The 17,889-nt window shown below is 65.7% G+C and carries 15 protein-coding genes; 8 read left to right on the forward strand and 7 right to left on the reverse strand.

The genetic code is table 11. The features are described from left to right. Positions 1–106: 106 nt before the first annotated feature. Positions 107–382: a metal-sensitive transcriptional regulator gene (locus tag AAFG50_RS41880; protein WP_028172468.1), complete on the reverse strand. Its 276-nt coding sequence runs from the start codon at positions 380–382 to the stop codon at positions 107–109. 75 nt (positions 383–457) lie between these two features. On the opposite strand from AAFG50_RS41880, the gene AAFG50_RS41885 reads away from it, so the two are divergent. After that, positions 458–2,917, forward strand: coding sequence for a heavy metal translocating P-type ATPase (locus AAFG50_RS41885; RefSeq protein ID WP_028172467.1), 2,460 nt, complete (start codon positions 458–460; stop codon positions 2,915–2,917). Positions 2,918–3,125: 208 nt separating this feature from the next. Next, complete coding sequence (gene nikR, locus AAFG50_RS41890; RefSeq protein ID WP_028172466.1) at positions 3,126–3,572, forward strand: nickel-responsive transcriptional regulator NikR; 447 nt, start codon at positions 3,126–3,128, stop codon at positions 3,570–3,572. A gap of 179 nt (positions 3,573–3,751) precedes the next feature. On the opposite strand, the gene AAFG50_RS41895 is transcribed toward nikR, so the two are convergent. Both AAFG50_RS41895 and AAFG50_RS41900 read right to left on the reverse strand, forming a co-directional pair. Then, positions 3,752–4,699 carry a hydroxymethylglutaryl-CoA lyase gene (locus AAFG50_RS41895; protein WP_011083524.1) on the reverse strand — a complete coding sequence of 316 codons (948 nt, stop codon included), beginning with the start codon at positions 4,697–4,699 and terminating at the stop codon, positions 3,752–3,754. Beyond that, positions 4,696–5,871, reverse strand: coding sequence for a CoA transferase (locus AAFG50_RS41900; RefSeq protein WP_028172465.1), 1,176 nt, complete (start codon positions 5,869–5,871; stop codon positions 4,696–4,698). Before AAFG50_RS41900 ends, AAFG50_RS41895 begins: the two co-directional genes overlap by 4 nt. 106 nt (positions 5,872–5,977) lie before the next feature. Between AAFG50_RS41900 and AAFG50_RS41905 the strand changes: the two genes are divergently transcribed. Beyond that, positions 5,978–6,910 carry a LysR substrate-binding domain-containing protein gene (locus AAFG50_RS41905; protein WP_028172464.1) on the forward strand — a complete coding sequence of 311 codons (933 nt, stop codon included), beginning with the start codon at positions 5,978–5,980 and terminating at the stop codon, positions 6,908–6,910. Between the two features lie 325 nt (positions 6,911–7,235). Further along, the gene (locus tag AAFG50_RS41910) at positions 7,236–8,651 is read left to right on the forward strand and encodes an MFS transporter (protein WP_028172463.1); all 1,416 of its coding nucleotides are present in this window, start codon (positions 7,236–7,238) and stop codon (positions 8,649–8,651) included. 144 nt (positions 8,652–8,795) lie between these two features. Here the strand turns inward: AAFG50_RS41910 and AAFG50_RS41915 are convergent, their stop codons facing one another. Continuing rightward, a complete protein-coding gene (locus AAFG50_RS41915; RefSeq protein ID WP_028172462.1) occupies positions 8,796–10,448 on the reverse strand; it encodes a S53 family peptidase in 1,653 nt (550 codons plus the stop codon). 268 nt (positions 10,449–10,716) lie between these two features. Here AAFG50_RS41915 and AAFG50_RS41920 point away from each other — a divergent pair, with 268 nt between their 5' ends. Both AAFG50_RS41920 and AAFG50_RS41925 read left to right on the forward strand, forming a co-directional pair. Continuing rightward, positions 10,717–11,889: a hypothetical protein gene (locus AAFG50_RS41920; RefSeq protein ID WP_039186477.1), complete on the forward strand. Its 1,173-nt coding sequence runs from the start codon at positions 10,717–10,719 to the stop codon at positions 11,887–11,889. 87 nt (positions 11,890–11,976) lie between these two features. Continuing rightward, complete coding sequence (locus tag AAFG50_RS41925) at positions 11,977–12,717, forward strand: sulfate transporter family protein (RefSeq protein ID WP_028172460.1); 741 nt, start codon at positions 11,977–11,979, stop codon at positions 12,715–12,717. Positions 12,718–12,725: 8 nt separating this feature from the next. On the opposite strand, the gene AAFG50_RS41930 is transcribed toward AAFG50_RS41925, so the two are convergent. The 3 genes from AAFG50_RS41930 to nth form a co-directional block, all read right to left on the reverse strand. Continuing rightward, on the reverse strand, positions 12,726–14,354 hold the full coding sequence (locus AAFG50_RS41930) for an MFS transporter (RefSeq protein WP_011083517.1): 1,629 nt from the start codon (positions 14,352–14,354) through the stop codon (positions 12,726–12,728). Further along, positions 14,341–15,477, reverse strand: a complete 1,137-nt coding sequence (locus AAFG50_RS41935; protein ID WP_028172459.1) for an HlyD family secretion protein — start codon at positions 15,475–15,477, stop codon at positions 14,341–14,343. The genes AAFG50_RS41930 and AAFG50_RS41935 overlap by 14 nt, the downstream gene beginning before the upstream one ends. A gap of 138 nt (positions 15,478–15,615) precedes the next feature. After that, positions 15,616–16,368, reverse strand: coding sequence for an endonuclease III (gene nth, locus AAFG50_RS41940; RefSeq protein WP_028172458.1), 753 nt, complete (start codon positions 16,366–16,368; stop codon positions 15,616–15,618). 22 nt (positions 16,369–16,390) lie between these two features. Here nth and AAFG50_RS41945 point away from each other — a divergent pair, with 22 nt between their 5' ends. Beyond that, positions 16,391–16,924, forward strand: coding sequence for a DUF2244 domain-containing protein (locus AAFG50_RS41945; RefSeq protein WP_011083514.1), 534 nt, complete (start codon positions 16,391–16,393; stop codon positions 16,922–16,924). Positions 16,925–16,979: 55 nt separating this feature from the next. Continuing rightward, the gene (locus AAFG50_RS41950) at positions 16,980–17,876 is read left to right on the forward strand and encodes a bifunctional helix-turn-helix domain-containing protein/methylated-DNA--[protein]-cysteine S-methyltransferase (protein WP_028172457.1); all 897 of its coding nucleotides are present in this window, start codon (positions 16,980–16,982) and stop codon (positions 17,874–17,876) included. Positions 17,877–17,889 lie beyond the last annotated feature (13 nt).

A 17,889-nucleotide genomic window follows, 5' to 3' on the forward strand; every position in this document is an offset into this window, starting at 1 on the left:
ACCGCCACCGAGCGCAATCGATAGATTCCGCGGTATGGGTCCTGGCTTTCGCCAGGACGACGCTGGGGAGATACCGTGCCCCTCACAATGACGGGCGAATACGAAACTACCGTTCCGCCCGTCCGATCACCGCCATCAGCTCCGCGATCTTGGCGCGCTGGTCGGCCTTGTCGCCGCTCGTGATGGCGTGCTCGACGCAATGGGCGACGTGGTCCTTCAGGACCTCCTCCTCGACCCGGCGCAGCGCGGCGCGCACCGCCGAGATCTGCGTCACGATGTCGATGCAGTAGCGGTCTTCCTCTACCATTTTCGACAGGCCGCGAACCTGGCCCTCGATCCGGCCGAGACGTTTTCCGACAGATGCCTTGATGTCCTTGCGCATGCCGTCTATATACCCCTACCGGGTATGGGTTGCAAGACCTGACGCCAAGACCTGGCACGAAGCCGGAGCATGGAAATGAGCGACGCCGAGCACAAGCATCATCACGACGCGGACGGTCACACCGGATGCGGCTGTTCGAGCAAGGCGGCGACGCCGCCGAACGACAAGCCTGCGGCAGCCTCATGCTGCGGCGGACACGGCGATCATGCCGGCCACGCCCATCATCACGACCATGGCGACGCAGCGACAAAGGTGCTCGATCCCGTCTGCGGCATGACGGTCGACCCCGCGACCTCGAAGCACCGGTTCGACCATCACGGCGAGACCTTCCATTTCTGCTCGGCCGGCTGCCGCACCAAGTTCGCCGCCGATCCCGCGAAATACCTCGCCAAGGAGAAGGCGAGCGAGCCGGAGATGCCGGCGGGCACGATCTACACCTGCCCGATGCACCCGCAGATCCGCCAGGTCGGACCCGGCAGCTGCCCGATCTGCGGCATGGCGCTGGAGCCCGAAGTGGCAAGCCTGGAGACCGGCCCCAATCCCGAGCTTGCCGACATGACGCGGCGGTTCTGGATCGGCGGCGTGCTGGCGCTGCCGGCCGTGGTGCTGGAGATGGGCGGCCATCTCGCGGGCCCACACAACTGGATCGACCAGACACTCTCGAACTGGATCCAGCTCGTCTTCGCCACGCCCGTGGTGCTGTGGGCCGGCTGGCCGTTCTTCGTCCGCGGCTGGCAGTCGCTGGTCACCCGCAACCTCAACATGTTCACGCTGATCGCGATGGGCACGGGCGTCGCTTACATTTACAGCGTCCTCGGCACGGTCGTGCCGCAGATCTTCCCGGACACCTTCCGCGGCCATGGCGGCGCGGTGGCCATCTATTTCGAGGCGGCTGCCGTCATCACCGTGCTGGTGCTGCTCGGCCAGGTGCTGGAGCTGCGCGCCCGCGACGCCACGTCGGGCGCGATCAAGGCGCTGTTGCAGCTCGCCCCGAAGACCGCGCGCCGCGTCGAGGCTGACGGCAGCGAGCACGAGGTCGAGATCGATACGCTCCATGCCGGCGAGCATTTGCGCGTTCGCCCCGGCGAGAAAGTGCCGGTCGACGGCGTCATCCTGGAGGGGCGTTCCTCGCTCGACGAGTCGCTCGTGACGGGCGAATCCATGCCGGTCACCAAGGAAACCGGTGCAAAGGTCATCGCCGGCACGCTCAACCAGTCCGGCAGCTTCATCATGCGCGCCGACAAGGTCGGGCGGGAGACGCTGCTGTCGCAGATCGTGCAGATGGTCGCCGATGCGCAGCGCTCGCGCGCGCCGATCCAGCGCCTGGCCGATCAGGTCGCCGGCTGGTTCGTGCCGGCCGTCATCGTCGTCGCCCTCGCCGCCTTCGCGGCCTGGGCCTGGTTCGGGCCGGAGCCGCGGCTGGCCTTCGGGCTGGTCGCCGCCGTCAGCGTGCTGATCATCGCCTGCCCCTGTGCGCTGGGCCTTGCGACCCCGATGTCGATCATGGTCGGCGTCGGCCGCGGCGCGCAGGCCGGCGTCCTGATCAAGAACGCGGAATCGCTGGAGCGGATGGAGAAGATCGACACGCTTGTCGTCGACAAGACCGGCACGCTGACCGAGGGCAAGCCCAAGGTCGTCGCGATCGTGCCGGCTTCCGGCTTTGCCGACGACGACATTCTCCGCTGGGCGGCCAGCGTCGAGCGCGCCAGCGAACATCCGCTGGCCGACGCCATCGTGCGCGCGGCCAAGGAGAAGCAGCTCACGCTCGGCCAGGTCGAGGCGTTCGATTCGCCGACAGGCAAGGGCGCGACCGGCAAGGTCGACGGCAAGACCATCGTGCTCGGCAACGCACGATACCTGTCGTCGATCGGGATCGACACCAAGGCCCTCGACACCGAGGCCGAACGGCTGCGCGGCGATGGCGCGACGGTCATCAACATGGCCGTCGACGGCCGGCTCGCCGGCCTGTTTGCGATCGCCGATCCGGTCAAGGCCTCGACGCCGGAGGCGCTGAAGGCCCTCGCCGCCGAGGGCATCAAGGTGATCATGCTGACCGGTGACAACCGCACCACGGCGCAAGCGGTGGCGCGCCGGCTCGGCATCGCTGAGGTCGAGGCCGAGGTGCTGCCGGACCAGAAGAGCGCGGTGGTGACAAAGCTGCAAAAGGCCGGCCGCAGCGTCGCGATGGCCGGCGACGGCGTCAACGACGCCCCGGCATTGGCGGCCGCCGAAGTCGGCATCGCCATGGGCACCGGCACCGATGTGGCGATGGAGAGCGCCGGCGTGACCCTGCTCAAAGGCGATCTCACCGGCATCGTGCGAGCGCGAAAACTGTCTCAGGCGACGATGAGCAACATCCGCCAGAACCTGTTCTTCGCCTTCATCTACAACGCCGCCGGCATTCCGATCGCGGCCGGCATCCTCTATCCGACCTTCGGCGTCCTGCTGTCGCCGATCATCGCCGCGGCGGCGATGGCGCTGTCCTCGGTGAGCGTGGTCGGGAATGCGCTGCGGCTTCGTGCGACCCGGCTGTGAGGGCGTACTCCCTCTCCCCGTTCTTACAGGGCCGCGACGAGCTTCGCTCGCGCTGAGAGGGTTGGGGTGAGGGGCTGCCACCACGTAGCCGGTAAGAGACGGACTCGCGGAGAGTCCCCCTCACCCGGAATTCAAGCTAGGCTTGAATTCCGACCTCTCCCCGCAAGCGGGGCGAGGTAAGAGGAGCGATACGCGCGGAGAGGACCTGATGCAGCGAATTACGATCACGATCGAGGACGATCTACTGGCGGAGATCGACGCCGCGGCGGCGGCGCGCGGCTACCAGAACCGCTCCGAGATCATCCGCGACCTCGCGCGGGCCGGCCTGCAACAGACCTCAGAGGACACGGCGCAGACCGGCCCCTGCGTCGCCGGTCTCGTCTATGTCTACGACCACGCCGCCCGCGATCTCTCGAAACGCCTGGTGCAGGAATTCCACGGCCACCACGACCTCGCGCTGGCGACGCTGCACGTCCATCTCGACGACAACAATTGCATGGAGATGACGGCACTGCGCGGCGCGGCCGACGAGGTCAGGCATTTCGCCGACCACATCATCGCCGAACGCGGCGTGCGCTATGGGCGCGTGGTGATGATTCCGACGGGCGAAGGCAAGCCGGCGAAGGCGCGGAAGCACGCGCATCGGCATGAGTAAGTCCGTCGCATAGACGGTGCGTCTCCCTCTCCCCTTGTGGGAGAGGGTGGCTCGCCGCGAAGCGGCGAGACGGGTGAGGGGTATGTCTCAGCGACTACTCCTCTTCGAGCTCGCGGAGACAAACCCCTCATCCGGCGCTTCGCGCCACCTTCTCCCACAAGGGGAGAAGGAAAAAAAGCTCACGCCGCTTTCGCCACCGTCCCGCACGGCAGGCCCGCCCGCGCGACGCCGCCATACAGCGTTTCGTTCGGCATCTCGTCGCGCAAGATCCTGCGCACACCGACCAGCTTCTCCAGGTCGATCCCCGTCGCAAATCCCTTGCTCTCGCACAGGAACACGAGATCCTCGAACACGACATTGCCGGTCGCGCCGGGCGCGAAGGGGCAGCCGCCGAGGCCGCCGAGCGATCCGTCGAGAATGCGCACGCCCTCGTCCAGTGCAGCCGCGGCGTTGGCGATGCCCATGCCGCGGGTGTCGTGGAGGTGGATGCAGATCGGCTTTTGTCCTGCGAGCTTGACCGCGGCGCGCGACAGTTCGGCGACCTGCTTCGGGCCCGCGTAGCCGACGGTGTCGGCGATCGCGACGAAATCGACGCCGGCCTCGAGGCATTTGTCGACCAGCCGCAAGACCTCGGCCGGATCAACCGCACCGGTGATCGAGCAGCCCAGCGCCATCGAGATCGCGGCATTCACGAGCGGCTTGTGGGAGCTGGCATCGCGCATCTCGCAGAGCCGCCTGACATTGGCGATCGCGGAGTCGCGCGAGCGATGGGCGTTGGCCTGGCTGTGCTCTTCCGTGGCCGAGACCACCGACGCGATTTCGCCAACGCCGGATTCGAGGGCTTCATTGACGCCGCGCTCGTTGAGCGCAAGCGCGATTCCATGAGCGCCCGGCAGGTTCGCGACCGCCCCGATGACATCGCGCACGTCGACGAATTGCGGGAAGGTCTTGGCCGGCAGGAACGAGCCGACCTCGAAGTGCCGCACGCCGGCGGCATATTCCTCGCGTACCCAGCGCTGCTTGGCCTCGGTTGACGGAAATTTCTTCACGAGCTGGAGCCCGTCGCGCAGGCCCACCTCGCGCAGGCTGACGCGATCTGAGGGGTAAATCGTCTCGATCCGGCTCATGCACGCCTCCCAGCGGCTTTTGACGCGATGTCATCCTTGTCGATCTCGGCACGAACCGCCGATGTGTCGGCGCCCAGCGGTGCGACCTTCAGGCCTTCACCGAGATGGCTGCCGTTCCACTCGACCGGCAGAGCCGGCACATGGAACGGCTTGCCGTCGGCCGTGAAATTGCTGACGAGCCCGCCCGGGCGCAACACATGGGGATCGGTGAGGAGATCCTCGGGCCGGTTGATCGGCGAAAAGCAGATGTTGAGCGCGTCGAGCTTTTGCGACAGCTCTGCCACGTTCCGCTGCCGGATGATCTCGGCGACGCGCGGAAGGATTCGCGGCCGCGCCAGGATACGGTCGGTCGTGGTGCGCAAGGCGGGATCTTCGAGAAACTCGGTCAGGCCGAATTCGCGACAAAAACTTTGCCAGTGCCCCTCGGTCACGACGCCGATGAAAATGCGCTCGCCGTCCGCGGCATCGAAGATGTCGTAGATCGGCCAGGCGTGCTCGCGCTCGGGCATCGAGCGCGGCTTGTTGCCGGTCATCTCATATTCGACCATGTGCTGGGCGACAAGGAACAGGCAGTTCTCGAACAGGCCGATGCGAATGTCGGCGCCGTCGCGCTTGCCTCCGCGCTTCTGATAGAGCGCGGCGAGAATCGCGATCACGCCGAACATGCCGCCCATGATGTCGTTGGCGGAGGAGCCGACGCGCTGCGGCTTCTCCTTGGTGCCGGTCATGGCCGCGAGCCCCGACATCATCTGCACGACCTCGTCGAGCGCGGGGCGATGCTCGTAGGGGCCGGACAGAAAGCCCTTGTGGCCGGCGATGATCAGATGCGGATGCCGGCGGCGCAATTCCTCGGCACCTAACCCCTGCTTCTCCAGCTGGCCATCGCGAAAGTTTTCCAGGAACACATCGGCCGTCGCGAGCAGACGGTGCATGCTGTCGCGATCCCCAGGCTTCTCGAAATCCAGCACGACGCTGCGCTTGCCGCGATTGAACAGCGGGAAGAACGCCGTTCCCATGCCGCCAAGGCTCCGCGTCTTGTCGCCGGACGGCGGCTCGACTTTGATCACCTCGGCACCGAGCTGCGCGAGGATCATGCCGCAGGTCGGGCCCATGACCATGTGGGTCATCTCGACGATCCGCACGCCTTCCAGCGGCAATCCGGCCTCAGTCATGCGTCACTCCCTGTTCGTCCACCGAGGAGACTAGGCCTTCACAAGCCTTCTGAAAAATATAATCTGTCGAAGATTGCCTTCGCAGTTCCAGAACGCTTGATCGCCCATGGATTCACGCCAGCTCCGCTATTTCATCGCCGTCTACGAGCAGCGGAACCTGTCGCGCGCGGCCGACCAGGTGAACGTCGCGCAGTCCGCGCTCAGCCATCATATCTCGAACCTGGAGGCCGAGTTCGCAACGCCGCTGTTCGAGCGCAAGTCGCGCGGCATGGAACCGACGGCGGCTGGCGAAAGGCTCTATGAGCACGCACGCATCATCCTGCGCGCGATGGCGGAGGCCGAGACCGAGGTGCGCGAGGGTGCCCGCGTCATTGCCGGCGACATCTCCATCGGCATGGCCAATTCCGGCGTCAAGGCGATCGGTGTCGAACTGATGCGCACGGTGCTGACCAAATATCCGAAGCTCAAATTGTCGCTCACCGAGAGCCTGTCTGGCGCGACGCTGATGCACCTGATGGTCTCCAATGTCGATCTGGCGCTGGTCTACAATCCGCCCTCGGAGAAGGAGCTGATCACGGAAGCCGTGCTCGAAGAGGAGATGTTCCTGGTCGGCATTCCAAAACTGGTCGGCAAGGGCAAGGCCCCGATCCGGTTCGAGGAGCTGAGCCGGATGCCGCTGATCCTGCTTCGCTACGGTCTTGGCCTGTCCTCGCGCGCGTTGCTGGACGATCCGGTCCTGCTCAAGCGGCTGGAGGGCGGCGCCATCCTGCACGCCAACTCGATCACCGGCATGACCGGCGCGCTGGTGGAAGGGCTCGGCTGCACCATCGCGACAAAGCTGTTCGCGCGGGAGGAGCTCGCGGCCGGCCGGCTGATCGCACGCAAGGTGATCGAGCCGAAGCTGACCCGCACGCTCTATCTCTGCCGCCTGCGCAACCGTCCGATGACCTACGCCATGGAAGAGATGCGCCGCCTGATGCTCGCATTGATCGCCGAGCAGGTGCGCAGCGGCGGATGGCAGGCGGAGCTGGTGGGGTGAGCAACGGTGCGCTCCCTCTCCCGCTTGCGGGAGAGGGTTGGGGTGAGGGTATCTCCGCATCGGAATTGTCCCGTTGCGGAGAGAACCCTCACCCGGCGCTGCGCGCCGACCTCTCCCGCAAGCGGGAGAGGTGACCGAGTTCGCCGAGCGGCTGTCCTGCCTCTCATTAGCCGAGTTCGAAAATCTCGAACGCTCCCATCGATATGTTCTTCTGGATTTCCGCCCTTGACCGGCCAACATGGCGCGATCCGGCAGAGGTCACGACACGCAACACAGATGAGCCGCCGGGAACCGCGTGCGATCCGCGCGCCTCGGGGAGGACACCATGAGCGTTGTCGGCATCGACACAGGCTTCGAGCTCGGCGCTGCGCCGTCCATGCCGGACGAGATCTCGCGGCGGCTCGAGGCGATGCCGGGGTCGCCCTATGTCTGGCGCCTCGTCATCCTGCTCTCGCTCGGCGGCTGCTTCGAGATCTACGATCTGTTCCTCACCGGCTATATCGCGCCGGGCCTGAGCCGCAGCGGACTTTTGAGCACGACGACGCAGGCGTTCTTCGGCTTCGCCGGCATCGGCGCCTTCGTCGCCGCGACCTTTGCCGGCCTGTTCGTCGGCACCTTCTTCCTCGGCTTCCTCGCCGACCGCTTCGGCCGGCGCGCCATCTTCACCTATGCGCTGCTCGGCTACACCGCGGCCTCCGTGATCATGGCCTGTCAGACCTCTCCGGAAGGTCTGCTGTTCTGGCGTTTCCTCGCCGGCATCGGCATCGGCGTCGAAGTCATCACCATCGACGCCTACATCACCGAGCTCGTTCCGAGCCGGATGCGCGGGCGCGCCTTTGCGGTGAACCAGTCGATCATGTTCGTCGCCGTCCCCGTCGTCGCATTCCTCGCCTGGTGGCTGGTGCCGCTCGCGCCTTACGGTGTCGAAGGCTGGCGCTGGGTGGTGCTGATTGGCGCCGCCGCCAGCATGATCATCTGGGTGCTCAGGCTGTTCCTGCCCGAAAGCCCGCTCTGGCTGGCGCGGCACGGCCGCAACGAGGAGGCGCTTCGCATCCTGACGACGCTGGAGGCCGCCAGCGGCGGCGCCGGGTCACGGCCCGCGACGTCGCCTGCGCGCCAGGCGGTGCGATCGACCACCAATGTCGGCTTCGCCGACCTGTTCCGGCCGCCCTATCTCTCGCTCGTGGTCCTGTTTATGGTGTTCAACCTCTGCCAGGCCTTCGGCTTCTACGGCTTTGCCAATTGGGTGCCGACGCTGCTGGTCGAGAAGGGCATCAACGTCACCAAGAGCCTGCAATATTCCTTCATCGTCGCCTTCGCCTATCCGATCGCGCCGCTGCTCGCTTCGAGCTTCGCCGACAAATTCGAGCGGCGCTGGATCATCGCCGGCGCCTGCGTCGCCATCATCGTCTTCGGCATGGCGTTCGCGCAACTGACCGAGCCGGCGCTGCTGATCGTCTGCGGCGTGCTGCTGACGGCCTGCAACACCACGATGTCCTACGCCTATCACGCCTATCAGACCGAGGTGTTTCCGACCCAGATCCGGGCACGCGCATCCGGCCTCGTCTACTCGATGAGCCGGCTGAGCGCGACGTTCTCGGGCTTCATCGTCGCCTACATGCTGAAGGAGGGCGGCGTCACCGGCGTGTTCGGCCTGATCACCGCGGCGATGCTGATCGTGGTGATCGCGATGGCGCTGTTCGGTCCGAACGTGCGCGGCAAACCGCTGGACGCGGTGTAGCCCGCGTCTCGCTCCGCGTTCGTCATTGCTTCGCTGCGCTCGCAATGACGGGGAGAGAGCGGACGAACAGCTTTCACCATTTCCGCGGAATAGCCCCTCACCCCAGCCCTCTCCCCGTCAGGACGGGGAGAGGAAGAGGATCAATCAGGCCGCGAGCAAATTCTGCAACGCGGCGCCGTCGGGGACGCCGAGGCCGGAGCAGGCATCCCAGCCGGGGCCGGCCTTGTACATGCCGTGCAGATCGCCGGTGATGTCGTTGTTGCCGACCGTGATGTCGCGGAACACGCCTTGCGCGTGCGAGGCGTAGATCAGCGGATTGATGAAGCCGACCGTCTTGCCGAATTTCTTGGTCGTGGCCTCGTTGATGCGGGCGATCAATCCGGCCATCAGCGGTGCCACCGCGCTGGTGCCGCCGATCGTGGTGCCGACGCCGTTGAGGAAGATCTGGTAGCCGGTCGCTGGATCGGCGTCGCCGGCGACGTCGGGAACACCGCGCCCGACCGAGTGCGACGGCGACTTCGGGACGTGGGCATGGGCCTGGTAGGCCGGCCGCGGAAACACCACGCTGACGCCGCCGCCGCCCGCGCCACCCTGCGTCCCGCCGTTCCAGACCACCTCCTGGATGTGACCGTTCGGCGCCCTCAGGTTGGTGCCACCGCAGGCCAGCGCAAAGGGGCTCGAGGCCGGGAAGTCGGCGTGCGGCTTGCCGTCCCAATCCTCGCCCATATCGGCCGAGCCATTGTCGCCGGAGGCGACGCAGACGGTGACGCCCATCGCGGCGGCATCGCGGATCGCCTCGTTCAGGCCGTCGACGAATTGCTGCGAGCCGTCCTCGTCTTCCGGTCCGCCCCAGCTGATCGAGATCACCGAGGGTTTTCGCGCGGCGTCGTGGACGGCGGCTTTCACCGCGTCGATGAAGCCGTTGGTGGTGTTGGGCGCGAAATAGACCACGATCCTGGCGCCCGGTGCGATGGCGCCGGCCACCTCGATGTCGAGCACGACTTCGCCGTCGGCCTCGGAATGACCCGGCTTGTTGGCGCCGCCGTCGACGCTCGCGGGCGCGATCTGCGGCATCGGGATGCCCGTCTTCTTGAAGAAGGTGCGCAGGTCGGAGGTCTTGTAGCCGGCGCCCGTGGGATGGCCCTTCTGGTCGATATCGTTGAGCTCGATGATGGCGATGCACTGGCCGGCGCCGGTCTCGCCGCCCGGGAAGTTGTAGAGCTCTGCGATCTGTTCGACCGAGAAGCTGCCGCCCTGTGCGGCACGCGCCGTCGCACCCGTCTTCGCCATCTTGCGCCGGAAGTGCGGCTGCGCCACCGGGCGGTTGTCGAGGCCATGCACACCGACCACGATACCTTCGAGCTCGGCCGGGATCTGCACGCTGCCCTTGCGCATGCGATAGGTCGCGCCCTCGTGCCTGACCTTGTTGAGCTTGACGCCGAAGGCCGCGCTCATCGCCTTCACCGTACCGGTCAGCTTCACGGTGCGGGACGCCAGATGCACGCTCTTGACGTTGAGCTCGTGATGGTGGGCGAAGTCATCGATCCTGGCGACGTCGGCAGGGTCGGCGCCCATATGCTCGCCGAATTCGGCACGCGAGAGATATTGCCGCTCGCGCGGCGGTTGTGCGCCGAGCGCCATCACGGATTCGTCCTCCGCCGGCTGCGCGCGCTTGGCACGGAGGCGAACGCTGATCTCGATTTCCTGCTTGGGATCGGCCGCGCCGACGAGCTTGGCCCCCTTCGGCAATTTCCTCGCGCTGTTCACCAGCGCAACTCGCTTAGTCGAGCTTGCCATGACTTCCTCCGTTTGTGATTGGAAGGCAGATTGTCGCACCTCAACTATAGGTGTAATCTCAGTCGCCACTTGGTTCAGACATTGCGCAAATTTTTTTCAGAATAACTGTTGTTTGACAGGAGAAATTGTCTGCGACCCGAACCGGCCTCGATTCGGTCAATAGCTCCGACCCATTCGACGCCAATGAATTCGATCTAGGATTGCACCCGTCGGCCCGACTGGTCGACCGAAAGACATTTGTCAAAATCAAATTGACGGAGACGATGCGATGTTAGCCGACCGCAAATGGGTTGAGAGAAATCTTGGTTTCGATCCGATCACGACACCGCCCCCGCCCGAGACCTTCGTGGTGAAACGCATGAAGGATGCCGCGGCGAAGAAGACCGCAAAGGTCACCGCGGAAGACTTTCGGCGCGAGATCATCGATTTCGATTCCGAATCGGCCGAGGGCCGCGCGTTCATGGCCTTCTCGACCTCGACCGGGCTGTCGCGCTTCACCGACATTCCCTGGCCAAAGGGACTCGCGCCGCAGACCGGGCCGAAGCCGAAAGGCAATGGCAAGGGGCCGCTGCCGCGCGCCGACGTGCTGGTCGTGACCTGGACCGTCGACGAGGGCCACGCGCTCAGCCGCGTGCTGACGCCGGGCAAGGATTCACGCAACGATTACGTGCCCTATACGCATAACTACGCCGCCATCTCCAAGAAGATGCGCAACGGCTGCCCGGCCAAGGAACTGAAGCGTCTCGGCACCTACTGGACCACGACGATCGGCAAGAAAAAGGTCGTGATCTTCAAATCCGACTCGCACATGTCGCAGGACGGTCCGCGATTGCCGAACATCGACGTCTGGCGCCAGATCATCACCGAGGTGCAGCCGACGCTGGTCATCACCACGGGCACCGCCGGCGGCATCGGCAAGGCATTCGAGGTCGGCGACGTCGTCGTCAGCCCGATCGTGCGCTTCGACTGCCTGTCGAAATTCAAGAAGCAGCCCTTCGCGCAGGAGCACTTTTCGAGCAGGCCCGCCGTGTCGAAAAAATTCGCGCAGGCCAAGACGCTGTTCAAGGCCAATGCCGGGCAATTGCCGAAGGACAATACCAGGGCGCCGAAGATCTTCGTCGTGAAGCCGAGCGGGCTGTCCTCCTCCGTGGTCACCACCGACTTCTTCGGCTTCGACACCTCGGACAATCATTTCCATCTCCAGGGACTCGGCGACGTCTCCGAGATGGGCGACGCCATCCTTGGCCTCGTGGCCCAGGAGATGGGCGACAAGGCGCCGCGCTGGCTCGCGATCCGCAACGTCTCCGACCCGCAGATCAAGGCCGAGGGCACGCTGAAGCAGCAGGAGCAGGTCGCAGCCCAGATCTACAAGGGGTTCGGCCGCTGGAGCACGGTCTGCAGCGCCATCACCTGCTGGGCCAGCATCGCCGCGGAGCGGTAAGCCGCAGGGGCTGGCGGGTCAGCGTCCCTTGCCGAAGCGATCCGGCATGTCTACCTCTCGCGGGTGGTTTTCGTGAGAGGAACTCCCATGCTGGATGCCGCCGTGAAGGCGCTGTCGCAAATGATCTCGCCGCCGATGCGATCGATCCTGTGGCGATCGATCGGGCTTGCGCTCGTGCTGATCACCGTGCTGGCGATCGGATTGCAGCGGCTGCTCAGCTGGTTTGCGACCTATGGCGAGGTGTGGCTCGAGGGCCTGCTCGGTCCCGGCTGGCACACCTCGCTCGAGGTCCTGGCCTGGATCGTCTCGATCGCGGCGGGACTTGGCGTCGTGTTCGGGGCCGTGTTTCTGATGCCGGCGATCACCTCGCTGGTGGCGAGCCTGTTCGTCGACGATGTCGCCGACCATGTCGAGCGCGAACACTATCCCGCCGAACGGCCGGGCGTGGCGCTGCCCTTCAGCCAGGCGATCTACGAGGGCGTCAAGACCGCCTTGCTGACCATCCTGGTCTATCTGATCGCGCTGCCCTTCGTGCTGCTGGCCGGCGCCGGTTTCCTGATCTTCTTCCTCGCCACCGCCTGGCTGCTGGGACGCGAATATTTCGAGCTCGCTGCGATGCGCTTCCGCTCGCCGGAGGAAGCCAAGGCGATGCGGCGCGACAATGCCGCGACCGTCTTCGCCGCCGGCCTGATAATCGCGGCCTTCGTCTCGATTCCGATCGTCAACCTGGCGACGCCGATCTTCGGCATGGCCTTCATGGTCCACATGCACAAGCGGCTCTCCGGCCCGCGGCCGGAGCTGATCGAGCCGGCGCGGCAGATGCGGTGACGCTGGACTTAAGTCACCTGCGCCCCGCATTTGCGCAGCAGCATCTTGGCGAAGCCGAACGGCGCCGGCGTGAACGGGCCCGGCGGGGCGCGGGTGATCAGCGCGACGACGCCGAGCGCAGCCATCGCCAGCCAGAAGCAGAGCCAGAAGCCGTCGATATAGGCGAGCACATTGGCCTCGCGCTGGACGAAACTTGCGAGCGTCCCCACCGCGCGCGCCTGGGCCAGGCCGGCGCCATGGGCGGCGAAATGGTCGGCGAGCTGTTTCAGCGTCCGCACCACATCGACGTCGCCGACGCCGAGGTTCTGACCGAGATAGAAGGAATGGACCTGCTCGCGGACGCGCAGCCAGGTCCCCATCAGCGCCACGCCGATCTCGGCGCCGCCGAGCCGCATGATCTGGATATAGGCGGCGAACGACGTGGCGCGGCTCGGATCGGAGTTCGACAGCGCCATGATGATGATCGGCAACAGCGTCGTCGACTGTCCGACCGATTGCAGCAGCACGATGCCGATGAAATCTTCGCGTGCCCAGTCATGGGTGAGCTGGGTGCCCCAGAGGTTGGCGGCGGCAAAGCAGGCAAAGCCCAGCACCGTCACCACGCGCGCATCGAAATGACGCAGCAGCCAGATCGAAATCGGCACCAGCACGAACATCGGCAGCGCGCCGTAGGTCAACAGCAGCAGACCGCTCTGCTCCGGCCGGAGCAGGCCAACATTACCGAGGAAGTTCGGCACCAGCGATGAATTGGAAAGGGAAGTCAGCGTGTAGAGCAGGATCACCACCAGCGACAGCCCGATATTGCGCGAGAACAGCACGTTCACATGCGCCCAGGGTTGGCGCACCAGCGACTCGTTGACGAGGAAGCCTGCGAACAGCACCGCGCCGGCGGCGAGCAGCGCCATCACCGTGCCGGAGCCCAGCCAGTCCAGCCGGTTGCCCTGGTCGAGCCCGGCATAGATCATCGAGACCGAGGCGCCGAGCAGCAGCATGCCGCCCCAATCGGCGTCGCGCAGCAGCGCGCGGTTCACCGGCTCGCTCGGTGTGCCCAGATAGACCATCAGGCCCATCAGCGGCGCGATCACGACACCCTGCCAGTACAACCATTGCCAGCCGAGATGGTCGACGTAGAAGCCGACCAGCGAGCTCGACGTGTCCAACGCAAAGCCGACGCGGATCGAGTAGATCGAGATCGCCGGCAGCCACCAGCGGATCGGCAGGTTGCGGAACACGATCATCAGCGTCGCCGGTACGAAGGTGCCGAGCAGCAGACCATGCACGACACTGAGCGCAATCAGCGTCGGATAATCGTGCACGAAGGGAATGATCAGCGAGACCGCGGCGTAGACCAGGCTGGGGATCCCGAGCACGCGCCTGAGCCCGAACGCCGTCGCGAGCCACGCCACCGCGGGCGCGATGAAGATCTGCGAGCCGATGCCGGCGGTGGAGAGCCAGGCGCCTTCGTCGAAGCTGAGCGAAAACGCGCCGCGCAGGTCGGGCAGTCCGACCGTGGTGAGACGGCTGTCGAAATTGGCGAGGAACGAGCCGAGCAGCACCGCCGCCACGGCGAACATGGGCTGTGGCGCGACGCCGCCGCGCGAGAGCGGTCCGCGATCGGAATCGTCATTTCCCGCCATTCGCGCCCGCGGTGTTGATGCTGGTGACGACCGACATGCCGGGCACGAGCCGTGCCGTTAGCTGCTGGTTGTCGTCGAGTTGAATCCGCACGGGAATGCGCTGCACCACTTTCGTGAAATTGCCGGTGGCGTTATCAGGCGGCAGCAGCGCGACCTGCGCGCCGGTCGCCGGCGCGATCCGCTCGACCCGGCCGCGCAGCTTCTCGCGCGGAAAACTGTCGACGGTGATCTCGACCGGCTGGCCCGGTGCGACGTGCGTGAGCTGGGTCTCCTTGTAGTTCGCGATCACATAGACCTTCGGCAGCGGCACCACGTTGATGAGGTTGGTGCCGATATTGACGTAGTCGCCGGGCTGCACCTGGCGCTCGCCGACGACGCCGTCGAACGGCGCCGATATCGTCGTGTAGCCGAGCTTCAGCCTCGCACTCGCCAGCGACGCCTTGGTGGCGTCGAGATCGGCGGCGCGCTGTTTCCTGGTGCCTTGCAGGACTTCGAGCTGATGCTGCTGGGCGGCGATCACGGCGCGGCTGGCGCGCACGTCGGCCTGCGCCTTGGCGTAGGCGGCGACCGCCTGCTCGAACCGCTGCCGCGTGCCGGACTCGGTCTGCGACAGTGATTGCTGACGCTCCTGCTCCTGCCGCGCCTCGACCTCAATGGCTTCGGCCGACAGCCGCGCGGCTTGCGCCTGCGCGATCGTCGCATATTGCAGCTCGACCTGGTTGGCCAGATTGTCGAGCATGGCTTGCGCGGCGGCGACCGCGGCTTCGGACTGCGCGACCTGCGCCTCATAGTCCGCCGGATCGATCTGAATCAGGAGGTCGCCGGCCTTGACGCGCTGGAAGTCGGTCACCCCTACGGTCAGCACCTCGCCGGAGACACGGCTCGCCAGCCGCGTCAGCTCGGAGCGCACATAGGCGTCATTGGTGGTCTGGATCACCGCGTTGCCGACCCATTCGTCGAAGCGCAGCGTCGCCAGCGCGACGAAAGCGAGCGCGACGATGACCGCGAACAGCGGGATTACGAGGCGGCTCCACAGCGAGCTGGCGGGAGGCTGTATCGGCTTGGGCGATGGGGCTGGAGCGGCAGGCGGCGGCGATGACGTAACTTGATCCTGCTGACTCACGACATGTCCCCAAAGCCACTTTGCCCGAACGCGAATCTCACCACTGTCATTCCGGGATGGTCCGAAGGACCAGACCCGGAATCTCGAGATTCCGGGTTCGATGCTGCGCATCGCCCCGGAATGACGGCGAATACTGCCTCAGACCGTCTTCTCCGGCCATCGGCAGAGATCGTTGATCAGGCATACCTCGCAGCGCGGCTTGCGCGCGAGGCAAGTATAGCGGCCGTGCAGGATCAGCCAATGATGGGCATGCAGCATGAACTCGGCCGGGATCACCTTTTCGAGACCGAGCTCGACTTCCAGCGGCGTCTTGCCGGGCGCGAGCCCGGTGCGGTTGCCGACGCGGAAGACATGCGTATCCACCGCCATGGTGTGTTCGCCAAAGGCCATGTTGAGCACGACGTTGGCGGTCTTGCGCCCGGCGCCCGGCAACGACTCGATCTCGGCGCGCGTGCGCGGCACCTCGCCGCCGAACTCGCTGAGCACCTTGGCCGACAGCGCAATGACGTTCCTCGCCTTGGTGCGATAGAGGCCGATGGTCTTGATGTATTCGCGCAAGGACTCCTCGCCGAGGTCGAGCATCTTCTGCGGCGTATCGGCGACCTCGAACAATGCGCGCGTCGCCTTGTTGACGCCGGCGTCGGTGGCCTGCGCCGACAGCACCACGGCGACCAGCAGCGTGAACGGATTGACGTGCTCGAGCTCGCCCTTCGGCTCCGGGTTGGCCTTGCGGAAACGGCTGAAGACCTCGCGGATCTCGGCGGGCGTCCAAGGTTTCATCGCTTTGAGCGATTTCTTCGCGGGGGCCCTCGGCTTCGCCACAGCCGCCTTTGCTTTTTTCTTAGGCACAGCTGCTTTGCGCGGGACCGGCTTGCGGGTGATTTTCGCCATGATCGGGATATACTGAGGGACGATGAGCACAGGCAACGAAATTGAGCGCAGGGACTCTGAAGATCAGAGCGAAGCTCAAATCTTCTCGGCGCTGCTGACGCCGCACCGCTCGCTGAACCGCACCGGCTTCCTCGCCGTGATGCTGTTCCTGAGCGCCGTCAGCTTCGTCACCGGCCTCGTCTTCCTGATGATGGGCGCGTGGCCGGTGCTCGGCTTCTTCGGCCTCGACGTGCTGGTGATCTGGTGGGCCTTCAAGGTCAATTTCCGCGCCGCGCGGGCCAGCGAGGAGATCGTAGTCACGCCCTCGGAACTGCGGGTGCGGCGCGTCAGCCATCGCGGCCAGGTCGCCGAATGGACGTTCAATCCGCTCTGGGTCCGGCTCGACCTGGAGATCGACGAGGATTTTGGCCTCGAACACCTCTACCTGATCTCGCGCGGCCGCCGGCTCCAGCTCGCCGGGTTTTTGGGACCTGAAGAAAAAACAAGCTTTTACAATGGCTTGGTTGAGGCGCTGAACGCCGCCAAGCGCGGACCGACCTTCAACCCCATCCGCTGAGTTCACGTCGGAAATCGGGTGGTTTCGAACCCTCCCCTCTCCTACATTTCCGGTCATGATGACACTCGCCATACATGACCAGCGCCTGACCAAGCCGGGCCACCAGAATGCCGCGCTACGCGACTATGACTCGGTGCGCCGGGCGATCGCCTTCATCTCGGAGAACTGGCGCGCGCAGCCGACCATCGAGGCGATGGCGGATGCGGCCGGCGTCACGCCCGATGAGCTGCACCATCTGTTCCGCCGCTGGGCCTCGATCACGCCGAAGGCTTTCATGCAGGCGCTGACGCTCGACCACGCCAAGGGCCTGCTGCGGGATTCCGCGAGCGTGCTCGACGCCGCGCTCGACTCCGGCCTGTCGGGGCCGGGCCGGCTGCACGATCTCTTCGTCACCCACGAGGCGATGTCGCCGGGTGAATGGAAGAATGGCGGCGCGGGCCTCACCCTGCGCTACGGCTTCCATGCCTCGCCCTTCGGCACGGCCATCGTGATCGCGACCGATCGCGGATTGTCGGGGCTCGCCTTCGCCGATCCCGGTGAAGAGAAGGTCGCGCTCGCCGACATGACGCGGCGCTGGCGGAACGCAACTTACGTCGAGGATCACGAAGGCACAGCGCCGCTCGCCCAGCGCATCTTCGACACGAAGCTGTGGCGGCCGGACCAGCCATTGCGCGTGGTGATGATCGGCACCGATTTCGAGGTGCGGGTCTGGGAAACGCTCTTGAAGATCCCGATGGGCCGCGCGGTGTCTTATTCCGACATCGCCTGCAACATCAACAGCCCGAAGGCTTCACGCGCCGTCGGCGCTGCGGTCGGCAAGAACCCGGTGTCGTTCGTCGTGCCCTGCCACCGCGCACTCGGCAAGAGCGGCACGCTCACCGGCTATCACTGGGGCATCACCCGCAAGCAGGCGATGCTCGGGTGGGAAGCTGGGCAGCTGGGGATGCAGTGATTGTCTGATGTCG

The sequence above is a fragment of the Bradyrhizobium sp. B039 genome (assembly GCF_038965675.1).
Classification (GTDB): Bacteria; Pseudomonadota; Alphaproteobacteria; order Rhizobiales; family Xanthobacteraceae; genus Bradyrhizobium; species Bradyrhizobium diazoefficiens.

What these genes read in the sequence shown, in the direction of transcription:
- AAFG50_RS41950 (WP_028172457.1), top strand. Translation starts at nt 16,980, where the DNA reads ATGATGACACTCGCCATACATGACCAGCGCCTGACCAAGCCGGGCCAC.
- AAFG50_RS41925 (WP_028172460.1), top strand. Translation starts at nt 11,977, where the DNA reads ATGCTGGATGCCGCCGTGAAGGCGCTGTCGCAAATGATCTCGCCGCCG.
- AAFG50_RS41905 (WP_028172464.1), top strand. Translation starts at nt 5,978, where the DNA reads ATGGATTCACGCCAGCTCCGCTATTTCATCGCCGTCTACGAGCAGCGG.
- AAFG50_RS41945 (WP_011083514.1), top strand. Translation starts at nt 16,391, where the DNA reads ATGAGCACAGGCAACGAAATTGAGCGCAGGGACTCTGAAGATCAGAGC.
- AAFG50_RS41900 (WP_028172465.1), bottom strand. Translation starts at nt 5,871, where the DNA reads ATGACTGAGGCCGGATTGCCGCTGGAAGGCGTGCGGATCGTCGAGATG.
- AAFG50_RS41915 (WP_028172462.1), bottom strand. Translation starts at nt 10,448, where the DNA reads ATGGCAAGCTCGACTAAGCGAGTTGCGCTGGTGAACAGCGCGAGGAAA.
- AAFG50_RS41930 (WP_011083517.1), bottom strand. Translation starts at nt 14,354, where the DNA reads ATGGCGGGAAATGACGATTCCGATCGCGGACCGCTCTCGCGCGGCGGC.
- nikR (WP_028172466.1), top strand. Translation starts at nt 3,126, where the DNA reads ATGCAGCGAATTACGATCACGATCGAGGACGATCTACTGGCGGAGATC.
- AAFG50_RS41920 (WP_039186477.1), top strand. Translation starts at nt 10,717, where the DNA reads ATGTTAGCCGACCGCAAATGGGTTGAGAGAAATCTTGGTTTCGATCCG.
- AAFG50_RS41880 (WP_028172468.1), bottom strand. Translation starts at nt 382, where the DNA reads ATGCGCAAGGACATCAAGGCATCTGTCGGAAAACGTCTCGGCCGGATC.
- AAFG50_RS41910 (WP_028172463.1), top strand. Translation starts at nt 7,236, where the DNA reads ATGAGCGTTGTCGGCATCGACACAGGCTTCGAGCTCGGCGCTGCGCCG.
- AAFG50_RS41895 (WP_011083524.1), bottom strand. Translation starts at nt 4,699, where the DNA reads ATGAGCCGGATCGAGACGATTTACCCCTCAGATCGCGTCAGCCTGCGC.
- AAFG50_RS41885 (WP_028172467.1), top strand. Translation starts at nt 458, where the DNA reads ATGAGCGACGCCGAGCACAAGCATCATCACGACGCGGACGGTCACACC.
- nth (WP_028172458.1), bottom strand. Translation starts at nt 16,368, where the DNA reads ATGGCGAAAATCACCCGCAAGCCGGTCCCGCGCAAAGCAGCTGTGCCT.